General features: G+C 34.3%; 15 protein-coding genes. 6 read left to right on the forward strand and 9 right to left on the reverse strand.

The genetic code is table 11. From position 1 onward, the window contains the following. Nucleotides 1-11: 11 nt before the first annotated feature. From accD to tamL, 3 genes are all read right to left on the reverse strand, one after another. Entirely contained in the window at nt 12-869 is an 858-nt protein-coding gene (accD, locus tag J8H85_RS16950; RefSeq protein WP_209656610.1) for an acetyl-CoA carboxylase, carboxyltransferase subunit beta, read from the reverse strand. A gap of 246 nt (nt 870-1,115) precedes the next feature. Next, on the reverse strand, nt 1,116-2,183 hold the full coding sequence (fbaA, locus tag J8H85_RS16955) for a class II fructose-bisphosphate aldolase (RefSeq protein ID WP_209656612.1): 1,068 nt from the start codon (nt 2,181-2,183) through the stop codon (nt 1,116-1,118). 136 nt (nt 2,184-2,319) lie between these two features. Beyond that, nucleotides 2,320-4,851, reverse strand: coding sequence for a translocation and assembly module lipoprotein TamL (gene tamL, locus J8H85_RS16960; RefSeq protein ID WP_209656614.1), 2,532 nt, complete (start codon nt 4,849-4,851; stop codon nt 2,320-2,322). A gap of 264 nt (nt 4,852-5,115) precedes the next feature. On the opposite strand from tamL, the gene J8H85_RS16965 reads away from it, so the two are divergent. Continuing rightward, the gene (locus J8H85_RS16965; RefSeq protein WP_209656615.1) at nt 5,116-5,835 is read left to right on the forward strand and encodes a TrmH family RNA methyltransferase; all 720 of its coding nucleotides are present in this window, start codon (nt 5,116-5,118) and stop codon (nt 5,833-5,835) included. Nucleotides 5,836-6,011: 176 nt separating this feature from the next. On the opposite strand, the gene porT is transcribed toward J8H85_RS16965, so the two are convergent. Together porT and ubiE are read right to left on the reverse strand one after the other, a co-directional pair. Then, entirely contained in the window at nt 6,012-6,740 is a 729-nt protein-coding gene (porT, locus tag J8H85_RS16970; protein ID WP_209656617.1) for a type IX secretion/gliding motility protein PorT/SprT, read from the reverse strand. A gap of 4 nt (nt 6,741-6,744) precedes the next feature. Next, nucleotides 6,745-7,470, reverse strand: a complete 726-nt coding sequence (gene ubiE / locus J8H85_RS16975; protein ID WP_209656619.1) for a bifunctional demethylmenaquinone methyltransferase/2-methoxy-6-polyprenyl-1,4-benzoquinol methylase UbiE — start codon at nt 7,468-7,470, stop codon at nt 6,745-6,747. Between the two features lie 216 nt (nt 7,471-7,686). Here ubiE and trkA point away from each other — a divergent pair, with 216 nt between their 5' ends. Together trkA and J8H85_RS16985 are read left to right on the forward strand one after the other, a co-directional pair. Next, on the forward strand, nt 7,687-9,036 hold the full coding sequence (gene trkA / locus J8H85_RS16980) for a Trk system potassium transporter TrkA (protein WP_209656621.1): 1,350 nt from the start codon (nt 7,687-7,689) through the stop codon (nt 9,034-9,036). Between the two features lie 12 nt (nt 9,037-9,048). Beyond that, nucleotides 9,049-10,542 carry a TrkH family potassium uptake protein gene (locus J8H85_RS16985; protein WP_209656623.1) on the forward strand — a complete coding sequence of 498 codons (1,494 nt, stop codon included), beginning with the start codon at nt 9,049-9,051 and terminating at the stop codon, nt 10,540-10,542. Nucleotides 10,543-10,989: 447 nt separating this feature from the next. Here the strand turns inward: J8H85_RS16985 and J8H85_RS16990 are convergent, their stop codons facing one another. Both J8H85_RS16990 and pruA read right to left on the reverse strand, forming a co-directional pair. Beyond that, nucleotides 10,990-11,946 (reverse strand): tetratricopeptide repeat protein, encoded by a 957-nt coding sequence (locus J8H85_RS16990; RefSeq protein WP_209656625.1) that lies wholly within the window; start codon nt 11,944-11,946, stop codon nt 10,990-10,992. Between the two features lie 409 nt (nt 11,947-12,355). Beyond that, nucleotides 12,356-13,984: an L-glutamate gamma-semialdehyde dehydrogenase gene (pruA, locus tag J8H85_RS16995; RefSeq protein ID WP_209656627.1), complete on the reverse strand. Its 1,629-nt coding sequence runs from the start codon at nt 13,982-13,984 to the stop codon at nt 12,356-12,358. A 151-nt stretch (nt 13,985-14,135) separates the two neighbouring features. Between pruA and J8H85_RS17000 the strand changes: the two genes are divergently transcribed. Together J8H85_RS17000 and J8H85_RS17005 are read left to right on the forward strand one after the other, a co-directional pair. Beyond that, entirely contained in the window at nt 14,136-14,861 is a 726-nt protein-coding gene (locus tag J8H85_RS17000; RefSeq protein ID WP_209656629.1) for an NRDE family protein, read from the forward strand. Next, on the forward strand, nt 14,854-15,846 hold the full coding sequence (locus tag J8H85_RS17005; protein WP_209656631.1) for a DUF6695 family protein: 993 nt from the start codon (nt 14,854-14,856) through the stop codon (nt 15,844-15,846). Before J8H85_RS17000 ends, J8H85_RS17005 begins: the two co-directional genes overlap by 8 nt. A gap of 82 nt (nt 15,847-15,928) precedes the next feature. Here the strand turns inward: J8H85_RS17005 and crcB are convergent, their stop codons facing one another. Together crcB and J8H85_RS17015 are read right to left on the reverse strand one after the other, a co-directional pair. Further along, nucleotides 15,929-16,294, reverse strand: coding sequence for a fluoride efflux transporter CrcB (gene crcB / locus J8H85_RS17010; RefSeq protein WP_209656633.1), 366 nt, complete (start codon nt 16,292-16,294; stop codon nt 15,929-15,931). After that, nucleotides 16,295-17,335: an SRPBCC family protein gene (locus J8H85_RS17015; RefSeq protein ID WP_209656635.1), complete on the reverse strand. Its 1,041-nt coding sequence runs from the start codon at nt 17,333-17,335 to the stop codon at nt 16,295-16,297. It abuts the gene before it with no gap. A 181-nt stretch (nt 17,336-17,516) separates the two neighbouring features. On the opposite strand from J8H85_RS17015, the gene J8H85_RS17020 reads away from it, so the two are divergent. Continuing rightward, nucleotides 17,517-19,553 carry a dipeptidyl-peptidase 3 family protein gene (locus J8H85_RS17020; RefSeq protein WP_209656637.1) on the forward strand — a complete coding sequence of 679 codons (2,037 nt, stop codon included), beginning with the start codon at nt 17,517-17,519 and terminating at the stop codon, nt 19,551-19,553. Nucleotides 19,554-19,747: the final 194 nt, after the last annotated feature.

A 19,747-nucleotide genomic window follows, 5' to 3' on the forward strand; every position in this document is an offset into this window, starting at 1 on the left:
AATAAAGTAAATCAAGCTCTTAATGGCTGATTTAAAATTAAATCTAAGTACTGGTTTACTTTTGTTTTTAAATCTTTTCTCATCGTAATAAAATCCAAGAAACCGTGTTCTAGTAAAAATTCTGATGTTTGAAAACCTTCAGGTAAATCTTTACCTGTAGTATCTTTAACAACACGAGGTCCTGCAAAACCAATCAAAGCTCCAGGTTCGGCAATATTAATGTCTCCCAACATAGCAAAAGATGCCGTAGTACCTCCCGTTGTTGGGTCGGTACATAATGAAATGTAAGGAATATTTGCTTCAGCCAATTGAGCCAATTTAACCGAAGTTTTTGCTAATTGCATCAATGATAAAGCAGCTTCCATCATTCGTGCGCCTCCAGATTTTGAGATAACCATTAATGGAATGTTTTTCTTTAACGAATAATCTGCAGCACGTGCAATTTTTTCGCCTACAACACTACCCATAGAGCCACCAATAAAAGCGAAATCCATACAGGCAACAACTAAGTCTTTACCCTTAGATTTACCAACGCCAACACGTATAGCATCTTTTAATTTGGTTTTATCTTGTGCCGCTTTTAAACGATCGGGGTACTTTTTGGTGTCAACAAATTTTAAAGGATCTTTAGATTCTAAATCAGCATCAAGTTCTTTGAACTTATTATCATCAAAAAGAATCTCAAAATATTCTTTACTGCCAATTCGAACATGGTATCCATCTTCTGGACTTACATAAAAGTTTTTTTCAAGTTCTTCTGTGTCTACAATTTTTCCAGTAGGCGATTTGTACCAAAGTCCTTTAGGGGTATCCTTTTTTTCCTCTGTTGTAGTTGTTATTCCTTTTGTTTTTCTTTTAAACCAAGACATAAGATATACAATTTATGATTCACGATTTAAAGGTTGAAAACCTCTACATCGTTATTTTTTAGTGTTTTAGATACTTTTTTATTCAGCAAAAAGTAAAAAGCTAGATTACAAAATTAAAGCTTTATTTTAATTTTGGTATCACAGGCTTGTTTTTTTATTGATGAAATTACTTTTGTAAGTATTTATAAATGAAAAAAATCCTGCTTTGAACAGGATTTTTTTTCTGAATTTAAAAATGTCTATTTTTTATAATGTGTTCACATTGTTAAGGTCCTCAAAAGCCTTTTTTAAACGCTCAACAAACGTTTTTTCACCTTCGCGTAACCAAACACGTGGGTCGTAATATTTTTTGTTTGGAGAATCTTCGCCTTCAGGGTTTCCAATTTGGCCTTGCAAATAATCTTTTTTGCTGCTCATATAATCACGAATACCGCTCATAAATGCATATTGTAAATCGGTATCGATGTTCATTTTAATTACACCGTAGCTAATACCTTCGCGAATTTCTTCAACTGTAGAACCTGAACCACCGTGGAAAACAAAATCGATGTGGTTATGGCCTACACCATATTTTTTTGAAATATAATCTTGAGAATTTTTTAATATTTTTGGAGTTAATTTTACGTTACCTGGTTTGTAAACACCATGTACATTTCCAAAAGCGGCTGCAATAGTAAATTGGTCGCTCACTTTGCTCAACTCTTCGTATGCATAAGCAACCTCTTCTGGCTGTGTATATAATTTAGAATCATCCACATCGCTATTATCTACACCATCTTCTTCACCACCAGTAATACCTAGTTCAATTTCTAAAGTCATTCCCATTTTAGACATTCTTTCTAAATAGGTTTTACAGATTTCTATGTTTTCTTCAATAGGCTCTTCCGAAAGGTCAATCATGTGCGAGCTGAAAAGCGATTTTCCAGTTTCAGCAAAATGTTTTTCACTAGCGTCTAGCATACCATCTATCCAAGGCAATAGTTTTTTAGCACAGTGGTCTGTATGCAAAATTACAGGAACACCATAAGCTTCAGCTAAAGTGTGTACGTGTTTTGCACCGGCAATAGCACCAGCAATTGCTGCTTTTTGCCCATCATTATTTAAGCCTTTTCCAGCGTTAAATTGAGCGCCACCATTTGAAAATTGAATAATTACAGGTGCATTTAATGATGCAGCAGTTTCTAATACGCCATTAATAGTGTCCGACCCAATTACGTTTACAGCAGGTAAAGCAAATCCTTTTTCTTTAGCAAGTTTAAAAATGGCTTGTACTTCTTTTCCTGTAGCAACGCCTGGTTTTATGTTGTGTCCCATAATTAATTGAAATTTTTTATTTTAGTTTGTGAATTTCAAAAGTAATCAATTTTTAAATCATTTTTGTTGTTTTTAGGGGTTGAAAATGCTAAAAAATTACTAAAACGTTATAGTTTAAGAGGAATAATTAGCATGTTTAAAACGGATAGTTAATACCAATGTTGTAAACGGCATTTGAAAAATTATAGTCGTTAAACCAACGGTTTTGGTCTTGGTAAGAAGGGTCGTAAGTTTTAAATCCAATATCAAAACGGAAAACAAAAAAGCTAAAATCATAGCGCAAACCAAAACCAGAACCCACAGCAATATCTTTTAGAGAGCTAAAATTTGTAAAGGTGGAGTTTTCATCAGTAACATCATCAAGCACATTCCATATGTTTCCAGCATCAACAAAAACAGCACCGTTCAGTTTTCCAAAAACATTAAAACGCTGTTCAACACTTAGGGCCAATTTTAGATTGGCTTCGTTAAATTCGTTCGAGGATTCGGAACTTCCGGGGCCTAATCGATAAGCGGTCCAAGCGCGATTGTCGTTAGCGCCTCCAGCAAAAAAACTTTTAGAAAAAGGAATGTTGTTAGAATTTCCATAGGGGATGGCTATACCAAAATAACTTCTAGTGGCTATGATGTTTTTTTTGCCCAAATTCCAATGTTTAATATAATCCAATTCTGTTTTCACATATTGTGAATAGGCAACATTGAAAAGTTCATATTTATCATTTGCGTTTTTTTTAAGCCCCATTACATCCGATAAGCTTGATGCCAAATTTCCTGCCAATTCTAATTTGAAACGAAAAATAGAAAAATCTTCATCAAACAAACTTGATCGTTCATCATTGGTTAAGCTGAAATTGGAAGCTAAGATTAAGTTGTTTTCTGTTAATCTGTTTTTACGTTCGTTTATGGCATTTACTGTTGATAATTGTGATGATGAAACTTCGCTTGGGGTGCTGCCTGCCAAAACATAGTTTAAAAAAGCATCGGTTCCGGAAGGAATATCTAAGTCACTTTCACTATAGCCTATATCAAGTGAAACATCATTTAATGAATTATAGGAGGTTTTATATACGTTAAAATAATTTTGAATGTTTAAGTTTCTAACATATTGGATATTAAAAACATCCAAACTGTTAGTTACTTTGGCCGAAGGTTGCCAATTGTAATTGAAAATACCTGTAAAAGTTTGTTTGTCTAACCCTATGTTGGTTTGACTGGTGGTAGCCAAACTCATTCTAGTGCTTGGCGACATATATTTTGGGATAATTTTTTCGGTATTGAATGGAAAAAAGAATCGGGGGATGGTTAATTTTAAATTGGCTCCAATTTCGTTAATATCAAAAAATGGGTCTTCAGTATTGTTCCTTGAAGCACTTTTTGAAGCTCCAATAGCTCCAATGGCAGATATTTCTAGAGTTTCTGCACCTCTAAAAAGGTTTCTAATTATTAAACTTGGGTTTAATGAAAAGCCTATGGTTTGTATGTTGCTTTGAGACACATCGGCACTAAAATCCAAACTGAATTTTTTTAGAGGGGTTAGCCTAATGGTGTCTGTTAATGTGTTGTCTGCGTTTTCTATGTACTCAATATTGGGGTATTTAAAAGTTCTTAATTCGTTAAGGTGTCTGTAAGTTAAGGTTCGGTCGCTGTCTTTGAAAATAGTGTTCGGTGTAATAAAAACGGCATTGGTTAAAGCTTTGGGGCGGTATTTTATCTTGTTGTAACCATAAATTTTGTAACCTTCATAAATTATGGAATCTTGAAAAGGTTTACCTCTATTTTCAAATGAATAATCGGTTATAATATTTACATCTTTAATTTTATAAATTTTAAAAGGAACACGATTTATGGAATCTTGTGTTCTAATGGATCTGTTTTGAATTTGAACTTCAATATTTACCTTTTTATTGGTGCCAATCGTGTCCATTTCAAAAGTAATATAATCTTGATTGAAATGATACACGCCCGAGTTGCGCATTACATTCGCTATACGATCCCTTTCTTGTGAAAAGTTTGAAGATCTGTATTGGTCGTTATGCTTAACTAAAGTATGCTTTTTAGATCTTTGATATATGGAATCTACAATAGGTGATTTTATTTTTTCTGAAATTGTATCTAAAACATACGGAACATCGGTTTCAACTTGATATTCTACATCTGCACGTTTATTATCTTTTTTGTTGATTTTGTAAGTGGCTTCAACATCAAACCATCCGTTGCTTATGTGGTAAGCTTTAAGTCTATCAACCGATTTTTTAGCTTTGTTTTCGTTAACAATTACGGGGGCTTCCCCTGTTTTTCGTAACCAATCATTAAAACCTACAGCAGATTTTTTTAATTTGTCTAGTTGTTTTTTCGATAATCGTTTTGTTAAGCGTTCTCTTCGGTTCGGGGTTTTGTCCAACCAAGCTTCAAACAGGGAGTCTCTATTATTTCGAGCTAAATTATAAATATGTAAGCGCAGCGGTGTTCCAATTACCGGAATTTTGATGTTTGGTTCTTGGTATAATAAGTTGTTAATCAATTCGGTTTGCTCTTTTTTGCCATTTATCAAAACGGTATTCTTGGTAAGTAAATGTTGGTTTTCAGGAACGCGTTTAACCGCATCACAGGAAATGAGAAGCGTAGTAATTAAAACTAAAAGTGTTATTTTTGGGAATTGTAGTTTCATCTGCTAATTTCTATTTTTTTAAATGAGTCAGATGCAATTCGTAATATGTAAACTAATGATATGTTTTGGAGTTTTTTATCACTCATTTCAAATGAATTAAAAATTATTCAGGTTAAAGATGTTCACTTTTTTTGATTAAAAAAACAAGACCTTTGTGGACTCAAAAATACATTATTTTTAAGTGAAAATAATATTTTAAAAATTTATGTTGGAAACAAGGGTGTTTTCATTTCTTTATAAAAATCAATATTAATAAAAAGCGCCATGCTATCTAAAAATCAAATCAAATTAATAACGGGTTTAAAGCAAAAAAAACAGAGGCAGCAACATGGTTTTTTTGTTGTTGAAGGCGTCAAAACAATTAAAGAATTATTACAATCTCAATTTGTGCTACACGAATTATATACTACTGAAACCTTCAATATTGATGCCAAAAAAGAAGTTTTAATTTCTGAAGCCGATTTAAAGCGAATCAGTTTTTTAACGACACCCAATACAGCACTGGCAATTTTTAAAATACCTACACCAAAACCAATAGAAGCTAAGGGACTTATTGTTGCTCTTGATGCTGTGAGAGATCCAGGTAATTTAGGGACCATCATAAGGCTTTGCGACTGGTTTGGTGTGGAAAATTTAGTATGTAGCCATGAAACCGTAGATTGTTTTAACCCTAAAGTAATTCAGGCTACCATGGGTTCTATTACAAGAGTTGCCATTAATTATGTTAATTTGGGTGATTTTTTAAAATCGACCAACTTACCTGTTTTTGGTGCTTTTATGGAAGGTGAGAATGTTTATAAAACGAAACTTCCGGAAAACGGGGTTTTAGTTATGGGGAATGAAGCCAATGGGGTTTCAAAAGAAGTTGAAGCTGTAATAACCAATAAAATTTCCATCCCAAGGTTTGGCGATTTACAAGCAACCGAAAGTTTGAATGTAGCAACCGCCACGGCTATTTTGTTGAGCGAATTTAGACGGGGATAGTTTTCAGTCTCAGTCGCAGTTTTCAGTTAGTTGCGTTAAGTTTTTGAGTGTTTAGGTTTTTGATGGGAAATTGTTATACCGAAAACTCTTTTTTTGAATACTGATTTCGGTAACTAGTAAAACTATAAAATCACTTCTGAATTCTCATAAAACTGCGACAGAGACTGAAAACTAAATTATTGAAACGTGAAATTCACAAAAACACCTCTGGATTTCATGCTATTGATATTGCTGGTCCAAGGACTATCTGGGTTTTCATCTCTAACCAATTCATCATTTATTCCAAACAATCCACGGATAGAAGGTGTAAATTTGAAGTTGTGTAAGTAAAAATCAATGCCGAAACCTAACTCATAAAACAGGTTGTTTTTGGTGGTTCTAAATTGCCCATTTGAATTGTCATCTGGATTCGTTTCGTTGCTCGATAAGTTTAAAGCTGTAGAAACACCACCTACAATGAAGGGTTTAAAGTTGTTAACGCGTTTGGTTGAAACTTTAAGGAGTAAAGGTAGGTGTATGTAGGTAGATTTAACTTCTCGGGTTAAATCAGATTCTTTAACAGCAAGACCTTCAAAATATGTTTGGCTATAATATAATTCTCTGGTGGTGATAAATAAACCAGGTTCTAAGCGTAAATCCAAAAATTGGTTGATACGTAAATTTCCTATCAAACCAACACTAAAACCGGGGTTTCGTTTTACATAGATATCACGTAAATCTTCATTGTAATCGAAATTGAAATCGTAATTATTAATACCCAAAAAGTAACCCCAACGCAATAAGTTGTAATCTGTAGAGCCTCTTCCTGAGTTTGCGTCATAGATAACTTTTTCTTTTCTAAATAACTGTGCATTAGAATTTTCAGTAATAAGCAGACATATAATTAATGCAAAAAAGTACTTCATAGTTTTATTTTGACGATTTATAAATAGTCGCAACCCCAAAAGTTTGCGGAAAATCTTCAACATTAATAAACCCAATTTTACGTAAAATATTGTTTAAAGCTTCACCATAAGGAAAAACAGATGCCGATTCGCATAAATATTTATAAGCACTTCTATCTTTTGAAAATAGTTTTCCTATAAGTGGTAATATGTTTTTGGTATAAAATTTATACCCTTGTTTATAAGGCGTTTTAGTTGGGATAGAGGTTTCTAAAATTACAAATGTACCGTTGGGTTTCAGTACTCTATAAATTTCTTTTAAGCCGTTTTCAAGCGTTTCAAAGTTTCTAACACCAAAAGCAACGGTAATGGCATCAAAGCTATTGTCTTCAAAAGGCATGTTTTCACTGTCGCCTAAAACCATATCTATTTTAGAATCTAGTGCCTTCTTTTTAATTTTTTCTTTGCCAATCTCAAGCATGCCACTACTAATGTCCAGCCCAATAATTTTGGTAGCATTGGTTTCGGCCAGATTGATAGCTAAATCACCCGTTCCGGTAGCAATATCTAATATGGTTTCAGGGTTTGTTTCCTTCACCAATTTCACTACTTTTTTTCGCCACTTAATATCAATTCCAAAAGAAATAACGCGGTTTAACCCATCATAATCTCCAGAAATGGTGTCAAACATTTTAGTTACTTGCTCTTTTTTTCCTAAATCGCTGTCTTTGTAAGGCTTAATTTTTGTCAATGCAATGTTTTTTTGGCAAACCTACATAATTTATTTCTACTTTAAAATATCAATTAAAATCTAAATACATTTATGGCTTGAATAATTTTATCTTTAAAGTAATATATAACTGCAACTTGTAGCCTTTATTGGTTGCGTAAAGCTATTTTAATGTACAAATTGTAAATTATAGTATATTGCACTACCTTTAAAGGTGTTTTAAAATAATGTTAGCACATGAAAATAATTATAGCTGGAGCTGGTGAAGTAGGGTTTCATTTGGCTAAGTTGTTATCTTACGAATCTCAAGAAATTACTTTAATAGACCCAAACAAAGTAAGTTTAGCCTACGCCGATACTCATTTAGATATTAGGGTAATTAGGGGTGATGCTACATCAATAGCCATTTTAAAAGAAGCTCGTGTTGATTCTTGCGAATTGTTTATAGCCGTAACATCAAGTGAAACTACTAATATTACTGTATGTGTCTTGGCCAAACAATTGGGAGCCAAAAGAACCATTGCCAGAATTTCAAATACTGAATTTATACATCATAAAGAAGAAGTTGGCTTTACAAAATTTGGTATTGATGAATTGATTTCTCCAGAAGCTTTAGCAGCATCAGAGATTGAATTATCATTAAAACAATCATCATTTAATGAAAATTACGAGTTTGAGAATGGTGCGCTTACCATGGCGGGTTTAACGCTATCCAAATCGGCGTCTTTTGTTGGAAAAACAGTGAAAGAAGCTGCTGAAATTTTCCCGGAATTACATTTTGTACCTATAGCCATACAGCGTTTTGGAACACAATTTACCATAATCCCACGTGGAGATACTAAGTTTAAACGTGGTGATAATGTGGTGTTTATAACCTCGGAAGGTGGCGGTGATGAGTTGTGCAGGCTTACCGGAAAAACAAATAGAGCCTTAAAAAATGTGATGATTTTAGGAGGAAGCCAAATAGGTTTTAAAACCGCTAGAGATTTAAGTGAAAAAGGCTTTAATGTGAAACTTTTAGAAGGCAATAGAGATCGTGCTTTTGAACTTGCCGAAATACTAACCAAGGTGTTGGTTATAAATAGCGACGGACGAAATGTTGATTTACTGGACGAAGAAAACCTTAGCGATATGGATGCTTTTATTGCTGTTGGAGGAAATTCTGAAACCAATATCATGTCTTGTTTGGTGGCAAAATCAAAAGGTGTTAAAAAAACCATTGCTTTGGTTGAGAATATGGATTATTTTGAACTGTCGCATTCCATAGGAATTGATACATTGGTGAATAAAAAGCTATTGGCTGCCAATAATATTTTTAGATATATACGAAGAGGTGATGTGGTGGCCATGACAAAACTGAACAATTTAAATGCGGAATTGTTGGAGTTTGAGGTAAAAGGCACCTCTGCAATTTGTAATAAAACTATTAAAATGGTAGATTTTCCACGGTCTGCGATTGTTGGAGGCGTTATTAGAGACGGCGTTGGTATGATTGCGCTGGGTAATTTTAAAATTCAAGAAGGCGATAGAGTTGTGGTGTGTTGTTTGCTTCAATCTATAAAACGGGTTGAAAAATTATTCCTTTAAAAATATCAAGAATTGAAACTCAACTATAAAATTATTTTTCATTTTTTAGGACTGCTGTTAGTGTTTAATGGTGGTTTTATGCTATTGTCATCACTTGTAAGTTATTTTTATGATGATGGTGTTACGTTGCAAATATTTTTTGCGGGTTTGTTTACCATCATCATTGGTATGGTAACCATGTTATTTACTAGAAAGCATAAAAAAGAAATGAACAAGCGGGAAGGTTACATTGTGGTTACCTTTGGCTGGATTATTATGTCTTTGTCTGGCACCTTGCCATATGTGTTAACCCAAAGCATTCCAAGTTTTACGAATGCGTTTTTTGAAACCATGTCGGGTTATACCACAACGGGCGCATCTATTTTAAACGATATTGAAATAATGCCCGAAGGGATTTTGTTTTGGCGAAGCACCACACATTGGATTGGCGGCATGGGAATTATTGTGCTGGCCATTGCTATTCTGCCGTTATTGGGCATAGGAGGGATGCAGCTTTTTGCAGCCGAAGCACCAGGACCCAGTGGCGACAAATTACACCCTAGGATAACCGATACAGCCAAACGTTTATGGCTTATCTATTTTGGTTACACCGCAGCCGAAACCCTATTTCTTAAATTGGCAGGTATGTCTTTTTTCGATGCCATCAATCATTCCATGGCAACCCTGTCAACCGGCGGTTTTTCAACAAAAAATGCTAGTGTAGCCTATTGGAACAACCAACCCATTATCCAATATATCATCATATTATTTATGTTTTTGGCGGGTTCAAATTTTGTATTGAGTTATTTTGCATTTAAAGGAAGGGTTCAAAAAATAATTAATGATGAAGAGTTTAAACTCTACTTTAAGTTTGTAGTTGTTTTTACCATCATAGCGGCACTTATTATTTATTTTAAGGCAGATATGGAAGCTTCATCAATAAACCACCCCATGGTATGGGGCAAAGCGGAAAGTGCTTTTAGACATTCCTTATTTCAAGTATTAACAGTTATTACAACTACTGGTTTTATAAGTGCCGACTATACGCTCTGGACACCCTTTTTAGTGGTTTTCTTTTTCGGACTTATGTTTCTGGGTGGTTCAGCAGGAAGTACCTCGGGTGGTGTAAAAGTAGTGCGCCATTTAATACTTATAAAAAATGGTTTTTTAGAATTTAAACGAACACTGCACCCCAACGCCATCGTGCCGGTAAGGTATAATAATAAAGCCATTAACAGGTTTATTGTATTTAATGTATTGGCATTTTTTATACTGTATATGCTGTCGTTTATTGTGGGGGCTTTGGTGTTTTCCATGTTCAAAATAGATTTTGAATCTGCTATTGGTTTATCTGCTTCCAGTTTGGGAAATATTGGGCCAGCACTAGGCAGTTTTGGTCCAGTAAATAACTATGCAGCGTTACCGCCGCTAGCACAATGGTGGTCCTCTTTTTTAATGCTAATTGGGCGTTTAGAATTGTTTACGGTACTAATTTTATTTACACCTTTCTTTTGGCGAAATAGGTAATTCCTGCGCAGGCAGGAATCTCATTATTTTAAGTTTCTTAGGGTGTGAATGTTACTATTACCCTGAAATTAGGTTGTAAAACCAATACGTAAAGACTTGTAATACAACGTAATTTCCTTGAGATAGCATCTACGATTATAAAGTCATTGATTATATAAATATTGTTGAAAATTGAGAGGCTAAATTGGAACTTATAGGAAAAAGAATTTATGTGACACTTTTTTATGTAAACAACTGAATTTACCAACTCAAATCTGACTTTTAAAAAGATCGATGAAATGAAATGTGCAAACTGAAATGTAAACGTTTAGCCTCAAAAAACTAACCTCTAAAATGGTTCTTTTTAAATCATTTTTTGAAACAAAGTTATAATAAGATAATCGTGATTTAGCAATTACTAAAACCAAAAAGGCAGTTCATTTAACTTTAAAGAATAATGGTAATATTTTACAGTTTAGACATCGTATTGAAATTAGCATTAAATAAATAGTATTGATTTTGATACCAATAGGTATTTTTAAATTCGTCAATAGATTCTGCGTTTCCTTCTGGTGATATAATTGCTTTTGCTTTCTGGAAATATAATTTAGTATTATTTAAATCGTTCATTTTGTAATAGGTTAGGGCTAAACCTAAAAGTGCATCAAAATCTAAAGAATCAAATCGCAAAGCATTATTGTAATCTAAAATAGCTTCATTGTATTTTCCTAATAATAAAAAAGAAGTTCCTCTATAAAAATAGGCATAAGCATTGTTTTCATTTAATTTTAAAGCGGTTGTAAGGTCTAAATTGGCCTTTTCGTAATAATTAATGCCCAAATAAAACACCCCTCTGTTGTAGTAGGAATCTGAACTTGGGTCTGCCAAAATAGCAAGCGAATAATCATTCAGTGCTAACGGATATTTTTCTAAGGCATTATAGGCGGCAGCTCTTAAAAAATATGTTTTAGGCTCGGTAGGTACCGCTCTAATTACCAATGTAAAATCTTTAATGGCTTCTTCAAAATTACCTAAATCGAACTTTACACATCCAAGACTATAAAGGGCATCAATAAAATTAGGGTCTAGTTTGTAAGCGTTTTCATAATCTTCTTGAGCGCCTACATAATTTTTTAAATTGTAACGCGAATTTCCTCTGTTGTAATAAGTGTCAGCATCTGGCTGCAAAACAATTATTTTAGAATAATCTACTATAGCGCCAGAATAATCGCCTAAATCATTTTTAGCAAGTCCTCTATAAAAATAAGCATCCAAATTTTTAGGTTCCAGTTCTATAATTTGGGTGTAAAGCTCTATTTTTTCGGTTAAATTGGTTGTTTTGTTGGCTTGCCTGAACAATTTATTAACTTGAGAAAAAGCTAATAGTGGACAAATAAGGAGTATTAAAATTATATTTTTTTTCATGTATATTTTATCGTTTTATAATGGATACATGTTGTTCGCTATTGATTATTTCGGTGTGGAATAAACATTGTAACATGCTCGTTTTATAAATAAGTAGTTATCAAATAATATGCCTTACTATCTTTTAAGACCAATGAAAGGTAATTAAATTTTCAATAAAAAGAATAAACCCAACAAAATTGTCGGGTTTATTAATTGAAAAATTTATTTTACTTGTTATCTGTATCAATCATAAATTACTGTCCCTTGGAGCATTGCCGAAAACAAAACAAGTTTTGGTTGAAGTTAGCTCGCAAAGCGAATCGAAAGGTAATAAACCTTAATAACTTCAAAACGAGGTCTCGACTGCGCTCGACCTGACATGGTTAATTTTATTATGATTGATTAAGGATAATATTCAATTTATTTTTTATTCCCCTAAAAACGGGTAACGATAATCTGTTGGTGTTACAAAGGTTTCTTTTATTAATCTCGTGGATACCCAACGTAATAAGTTTTGTGGACTTCCAGCTTTATCATTCGTTCCAGAAGAACGTGCGCCACCAAAAGGCTGTTGCCCTACAACGGCACCCGTACATTTATCGTTAATATAAAAGTTTCCTGCACAATTTTGTAATGCGGTTGTTGCCTGAGTAATCGCGTATCTATCTGTAGCTAAAATTGCTCCTGTTAGGGCATATTCGCTGGTGCTATCTACTAATTCTAACGTGTCTGCATAGGCATCATCTTCATAAACGTAAATAGTAATTACAGGGCCAAATAACTCGGTATGCATGGTTGTATAATTCGGATTGCTTGTTACAATAATCGTAGGTTCTATAAAATAACCTTTGCTTTTATCGTAATTGCCACCAGCAATAATTTCAACATCGGCATCTTTTTTGGCAGCATCAATATACTTAGCTAATTTATCAAAAGAACCTTCATGAATTACGGCTGTTATAAAATTACCCATATCTTCCGGTGAACCCATTTTGAATGATTTTACATCTTCAATGATCAGTTTTTTTACTTCAGCCCATAGGCTCTTCGGAATATAAGCCCTGGAAGCAGCACTACATTTTTGGCCCTGAAACTCAAAAGCACCGCGAACAATAGCTGTAGACACCTGTTTGGGTACCGCGCTTTTGTGGGCCATGATAAAATCTTTTCCGCCAGTTTCCCCAACAATTCTTGGGTAGGTTTTATAGTTGTGTATATTGTTGCCTATTTGTTTCCAAAGTTCTTTAAAAATAAAGGTAGAACCTGTAAAATGTAATCCCGAAAAATCTGGACTTGACAATACGGTTTCAGATATCATAACAGGGTCGCCAAAAACCACGTTAATAACTCCAGGAGGTACTCCGGCTTCTTCAAAAATATCCATAATTACCTTGGCTGAATACACTTGGCTATCACTTGGTTTCCAAATTACAACATTTCCCATTAACGCCATACATGCGGGTAAATTTCCGGCAATGGCAGTGAAATTAAAAGGTGTCACTGCATAAGTGAACCCTTCTAAAGGTCTGTATTCAACGCGGTTCCAAGCATCACTGGTACTTTTAGGTTGCTCACTGTAAATCTCCGTCATGTATTGTACATTAAAACGTAAAAAATCTACAAGCTCACAAGCCGAATCAATTTCTGCTTGAAATATGTTTTTTGACTGCCCTATCATGGTAGCAGCATTAATTTTATAACGGTAAGGGCCTGCAACCAATTCGGCTGCTTTTAAAAATATGGCAGCACGTTGTTCCCAAGGCATTAAGGACCATGCTTTTCTTGCTTCTAAAGCAGTCGCAATGGCATCTTCTACATGTTTTTTTTCAGCTAAATGATAAGTTCCTACCACGTGTTTATGGTCGTGTGGAGGCGACATGGTTCTGGTATTTCCTGTTGTTATATGCTGCCCGTTTATATATAAAGGTACATCTACTTTGCTGGTGTACATCTCTTTATAAGCCTTTAATACAGCGTCGCGTTCAGGTGTTCCCGGTGCGTAACTTTTAATAGGTTCGTTAATAGCAATTGGTACATTAAAAAAACCTTTTCCCATGATTTGTTTGTTTTTGTTATTGAATTATCAGTAAATTGGCCACAAATTTACGAATTTTCAAACGATTTATTACGGTGATTCGCTCTTAAAAACACGTTAAAGTTTATTTGTTTTTTGTAAGTTGCTAATCTGTTTTCAGACTATAGTTTTTATGTGTACAGTAACAATTATTCCAAAAGGAGGAAATGATTTTGTATTGACCTCCAATAGAGACGAGGCTCCTAATAGAATTTCGCTACCTCCAGATTTTTATATGAATGAAGATATCAATCTTTTGTTTCCTATGGATAAACGTTCCGGTGGTACATGGATTGGTTTAAGTGAGAAAAATAGAGTGGTTTGTGTTTTGAATGGGGCATTTAGTGTACACGAACGTAAGGAAGATTATTCAAAAAGTAGAGGTATTATTGCTTTAGATTTTTTGACTTCTGAAAACATTTTAACAGCTGTTGAAACCTATAGTTTAACCAATATAGAGCCATTTACCATGATTATTGTAGATTGGAATTCTACACTCAAGTTTTACGAATTGGTTTGGGATGGTGTTAAAAAACATTTTAAGGAATTACCCTTAGAGCCCAAAATTTGGTCGTCTTCCACATTATATACAACTGAAATGAAACTAGAACGCCAGCAGTGGTTTGAAGCTTTTAGAGATGATCATATTTTGAATGCACAGTCGTTGTTGGCATTTCATAAAAAAACAAAACCGGAAAATAAGGATTATGGTGTTATTATGAATCGTGGTTTTGTGAAAACAACTAGCATCACACAAATTGAAAAATTTGGTGACTCCCTTGAGATGTACCATGAAAATCTTCAAAATAAAACCATTTCAAGTAAAACTTTTCAACTTCCTACAGCAGTAAATGACTAATACTGGCATTATTTTAACTTTAGCTTACCCAGAAACTATTGTAATGGTGTCTAAAGAATGGTTTTCTCCATTTTTAAGATTTTTAGGTGTGGGCAAAAAGAATTATTTACGAGCAGGTCATGCGGCTTTGGTGCTTATAAATAAAGAAACGGGCATTTTAGAGTACCATGATTTTGGACGTTACATCACACCCGAACCTACTGGTCGAGTTAGAGGGGCAGATACCGATAATGAGTTGCATTTCCCGTTAGTTGCAGAAATAAAAAACGATAAAATTGTTAACTTAAATACTATTTTAGGGTTTTTGGCTACCCATCCTAAACTAACACACGGCGATGGAAAAATGATAGCTTCAGTTTGTAATGCTATTGATTATGGTAAGGCAAGAACCCATATTACCAGCATGCAGGAAAAACACTTTATACGTTATGCTGCTTTTATAAAAGATGCTTGCAATTGTGCACGCTTTGTAACCGATACTTTAATAGCTTCACTTACTGATAAAACGATTAAAAAGAACCTTGAAACCTCCAAATGGTTTACGCCAAGTACCGTTGGAAATGTATTATTGGCAAATACGGAAGCATGTGCTTTTGAAGTGAGTGAAATGGGTGTGGTTTCAACATTTAAGGGTTCTCAAAAAAGTGAGAACATACGTTGTTTTTTAGATAAACTTAAAACCCACACACCTAATTTTATTGGCACTTTACAACCTAAACCTCTTCATGATTTACACGAAAATGCACAATGGTTACCAGGTATTGCCGCAGGAGCTTGGTTTGAGCTGCATAAAACAGATAATAATTTAGAATATTTTTTTAGAAGGATTTCACCTGTTGGAAATGTAGATGTACAAGCGCTTTTTAAAGTTGATACGGATGCTTTTAATTATCATGAAGCTTTTGAGTTTGTACATTATTCCAACTGTAAATTCTTTCATGTGAAACAGGGCGATGTTGTTTTTAGGTTTGAAAGATTGGATTGATTTATGGTTTTCTTCTTTTTCGAAACTGGTTTTTAGTCCTTTGGCCTTTTGTGATTCAGTATTTTCAATACAATTAAAAACTTCACTTCACCAAAAACATACCCAAAAACACGGCTAAAAAACCAACCGTAAAACTCGCTATGGTGTAAATGGCAAAGCTTAAAAAATCGCCCGATTTTAAAAACACGTGGTTTTCATAAGCAAAGGTTGAAAATGTTGTGAAACCACCACAAAATCCTGTGGCAAGCAGTAAGGTTTGATTTTGGGTTAACGAATCGTTTTTAGCGGCAAAACCTAAAATAAGTCCTATAAGTAAACTTCCTAAAATGTTTGCTAAAAAAGTGCCGTAAGGAATCCCGTTTTCAGGATTGTTTAGGTATTTTCCAATAAGGTAACGAAGTACACTGCCAAAACCGCCGCCAAAAAAAACAAGTAAAATGCTCTTCATTTATTCAATGGTATCTTTTTCTTTTACGGCTATGTAAATTTCGGTTAGCAAATCGGCAGGATTTGGTGTGTTTGTTGGGTCATTTAAGTAAGTTTCTATCATAGGCCCATTTTCAGCAAATTCTAAACCGTTTTTTGGAATATAAGCCATAGCAGTTTCCCATGCCTCTTTTAAATGGCTATAGTTTCCTTTAAGCGTTGTTTTAACGGCTTTAAAACTTTCCATTTTTCCTGTAATGATATCGTCTCCTTCAGCAGTAATCACTTGTTCTGCAGTTGGAATACAGCACGAAAATATAACGGCATTGTTTTCTTCATCCCATTTCATATAATTTATAAAAGGAGTACCGGCTATATTAATGTGGTTTTTCTTGGCATAGGCTATTACTTTAGGTAACATGTCGTCAATTTTGCTTTCCAACTCGCTTATTTTACATGATGTGGTATTGTATAAATAGTAGCCGCCACTGTGGTTGGTTATGCCATTTACGGTAATGCTATATTTTTTCATTTCTGCAACAACAATGCTGTCCAATTTTTCCAAACTGCGTTCGTAATGTGGGCCAATTTGTTTGTCCATGCCACCTGTAAAAACATTGTAGGCTTTAAAGCCAAATGGTAAATCTTTGCCGGAAATAGTCCAAGTTACATCGGTACTGCCATCATTATTGGGTTGAAAAACCCAAGTGATGTCAGATGCAGGAAATTCTGCAATCTGCATTTGTTGTTTAATAAATGCATTGGCAATGGCTTCCATCGTTTTCATGGTGCCAACACCATCTTTATCTTCCCAAGTGTACGAACCGCCAACACCCTTAGTTTGGTTCGGGTAGGTAATTTTCATGTTAGGGTCTGCTTCAACCCAAGACGACCAATCTTTCCAGTTTTTAAAATCTATAACGTTATTATAAATAACCGCGGCAGGAGCTTTCATGGTTCGGGTTCTGCTAACCTCAAACGTGTTAGGTTGCACCGAAATGTATATGGCGGTTCCAATGATGGCAATTAATAATAAAAATGCGATGTACTTAAAAACTTTCATTTTACTTTTTTTTTGAAAAGATGATAATCAAAGATAAACAAATTTAAATTCTCGTTAATAAATTATTACATTTGTAGTGATAAAAATAAATATTCAATAATTTAAAACGCAGAAATCAATATAATCAACAATTTAGATTGATTAATTGCCGTTTTTTATAAGAAAAAATAATTTAAAACAAATGAAACTAAAATCAATATTGAGTTTTGTGCTTATTGGAGCACTGGTATTTTCCTGTGGAAATGATAAAACTAAAGAAAATAGTGAAGATTTAAAAGCAAGTGAGCCAACATTTGAATATAATGTTGATCAATTTGCCGATGTTAAAGTATTGCGCTACCAAATTCCGGGTTGGGAAAACTTAACCTTAAAAGAAAAAAAATTGGTTTATTATTTAACCCAAGCAGGTTTATCTGGACGCGATATTATGTGGGACCAAAATTACAGACACAACCTTAAAATTAGAAAGGCTTTAGAAAACATCTATACCAATTTTAAGGGCGATAAATCTTCTGAAGCATGGAATGCTTTTGAAGTTTATTTAAAGCGGGTTTGGTTTAGTAATGGTATTCATCACCATTATTCAAACGATAAAATTAAACCCGAATTTTCAGCCGATTATTTAAAACAATTACTAGCTGAAACCAATACGGTTTTAGAAGGTGAAGCATTTGATGTTATTTTTAACGACGTGGATGCAAAAAAAGTAAATCAAGCTAAAGGAGTTGATAATGTAGCGCTTTCGGCAGTTAATTTTTATGGAGTAGGCGTTACCAATAAAGATGTTGAAACATTTTATGCAGCTAAAAAATCTCCAGATCCAGCTAAACCTTTGTCTTTTGGTTTAAACTCTCAGTTGGTTAAAGAAAACGGTGTGCTTAAAGAACGCGTTTACAAATCGGGAGGGTTATACGGTTCAGCCATTGATGAAATTATCAAATGGTTGGAATTGGCAAAAGGTGTTGCCGAAAACGAGGCGCAAGGCAATGCGCTAGGTTTGTTAATTGAATATTATAAAACAGGCGATTTACAAACTTGGGATGATTATAATGTGTTATGGACAGCTGCCACCGAAGGCAATATCGATTATATAAATAGTTTTATTGAAGTGTATAACGATCCTTTAGGATATAGAGGTTCCTATGAAACTATTGTGCAAATTAAAGATTTCGATATGTCGAAAAAAATGGAAGTGCTTTCAAAAAACGCCCAGTGGTTTGAAGACAATTCACCTTTAATGGAACCTCATAAAAAGAAGAATGTGGTAGGTGTTTCCTATAAAACGGTTAATGTGGCGGGTGAAGCGGGTGATGCCTCACCAAGTACGCCTATAGGTGTTAATTTACCAAATGCCAACTGGATTCGTGCCGCTGTAGGAAGCAAATCGGTGTCTTTAGGGAATATTGTAGATGCCAGTAATAACGCAGGAAGTTCCGATAGATTGAAAGAGTTTGTGAACGATGAAGAAGAGTTGGCTTTAGAGGAAGTTTACAGTAAGTTGGCCGATAAATTACATACGGCTTTACACGAAGTGGTTGGGCATGCATCGGGTCAATTAAACCCTGATGTTGGCGAAACCAAAGAAACTTTAAAAAATTACGCGTCTACACTTGAAGAAGGTCGTGCCGATTTGGTGGCGCTATACTATTTGTACGATAGTAAAATTCAAGAGTTGGGACTAACCGATGATTGGAAAAAAACCGGAAAAGCAGCTTATAACGATTATATTAGAAACGGACTTTTAATGCAACTAATTCGCTTAAATTTAGGCGATGATATTGAAGAAGCGCACATGCGAAACAGACAATGGATTTCTGCTTGGGTTTTTGAAAAAGGAAAAGCCGATAACGTCATAGAGAAAATTACCCGAAACGGAAAAACCTATTTTAATATAAACAACTATGTAAAACTTCGTGAGCTTTTTGGAGAATTATTGCGCGAAACACAACGTATAAAATCTGAAGGCGATTTTAAAGCGGCTGAAACTTTAGTTGAAACTTATGGTGTAAAAGTAGATCAAAAAATACATGCTGAAGTTTTGGAGCGTAACAAACAATTTAAATCGGCACCATATACGGGTTATGTAAATCCTGTGTTGGTTGCAAAAACAAACGACGCAGGCGAAATAATTGAAGTGAACGTAGAGCATCCTAAAACATTTGTTGAACAAATGCTAGATTACGGTAAAAAATATAATTTTTTGCCAGAAGTGAACTAAATCCAGTCAGTAAATTACTTATAAAACTAAAAACCCAACTTATTCAGTTGGTTTTTTTTTATTGAAAAAAATGTCCCGTCCGGCAATAGCGATACACTCAAACCTTAGTGTAATGAAAACACCAGAAAACAGTGGGTATGTAAAGCGTACTCAAAAAGATTATTCGATTTCTTTTAAGCTTCAGGTTGTTCAAG

This window comes from Mariniflexile gromovii, from assembly GCF_017814435.1.
Classification (GTDB): Bacteria; Bacteroidota; Bacteroidia; order Flavobacteriales; family Flavobacteriaceae; genus Mariniflexile; species Mariniflexile gromovii.

Excerpts from the sequence above, each read along its gene's own strand:
- accD (WP_209656610.1), bottom strand. The coding sequence starts at position 869 with ATGTCTTGGTTTAAAAGAAAAACAAAAGGAATAACAACTACAACAGAG.
- fbaA (WP_209656612.1), bottom strand. The coding sequence starts at position 2,183 with ATGGGACACAACATAAAACCAGGCGTTGCTACAGGAAAAGAAGTACAA.
- tamL (WP_209656614.1), bottom strand. The coding sequence starts at position 4,851 with ATGAAACTACAATTCCCAAAAATAACACTTTTAGTTTTAATTACTACG.
- J8H85_RS16965 (WP_209656615.1), top strand. The coding sequence starts at position 5,116 with ATGCTATCTAAAAATCAAATCAAATTAATAACGGGTTTAAAGCAAAAA.
- porT (WP_209656617.1), bottom strand. The coding sequence starts at position 6,740 with ATGAAGTACTTTTTTGCATTAATTATATGTCTGCTTATTACTGAAAAT.
- trkA (WP_209656621.1), top strand. The coding sequence starts at position 7,687 with ATGAAAATAATTATAGCTGGAGCTGGTGAAGTAGGGTTTCATTTGGCT.
- J8H85_RS16990 (WP_209656625.1), bottom strand. The coding sequence starts at position 11,946 with ATGAAAAAAAATATAATTTTAATACTCCTTATTTGTCCACTATTAGCT.
- pruA (WP_209656627.1), bottom strand. The coding sequence starts at position 13,984 with ATGGGAAAAGGTTTTTTTAATGTACCAATTGCTATTAACGAACCTATT.
- J8H85_RS17000 (WP_209656629.1), top strand. The coding sequence starts at position 14,136 with ATGTGTACAGTAACAATTATTCCAAAAGGAGGAAATGATTTTGTATTG.
- J8H85_RS17005 (WP_209656631.1), top strand. The coding sequence starts at position 14,854 with ATGACTAATACTGGCATTATTTTAACTTTAGCTTACCCAGAAACTATT.
- crcB (WP_209656633.1), bottom strand. The coding sequence starts at position 16,294 with ATGAAGAGCATTTTACTTGTTTTTTTTGGCGGCGGTTTTGGCAGTGTA.
- J8H85_RS17015 (WP_209656635.1), bottom strand. The coding sequence starts at position 17,335 with ATGAAAGTTTTTAAGTACATCGCATTTTTATTATTAATTGCCATCATT.
- J8H85_RS17020 (WP_209656637.1), top strand. The coding sequence starts at position 17,517 with ATGAAACTAAAATCAATATTGAGTTTTGTGCTTATTGGAGCACTGGTA.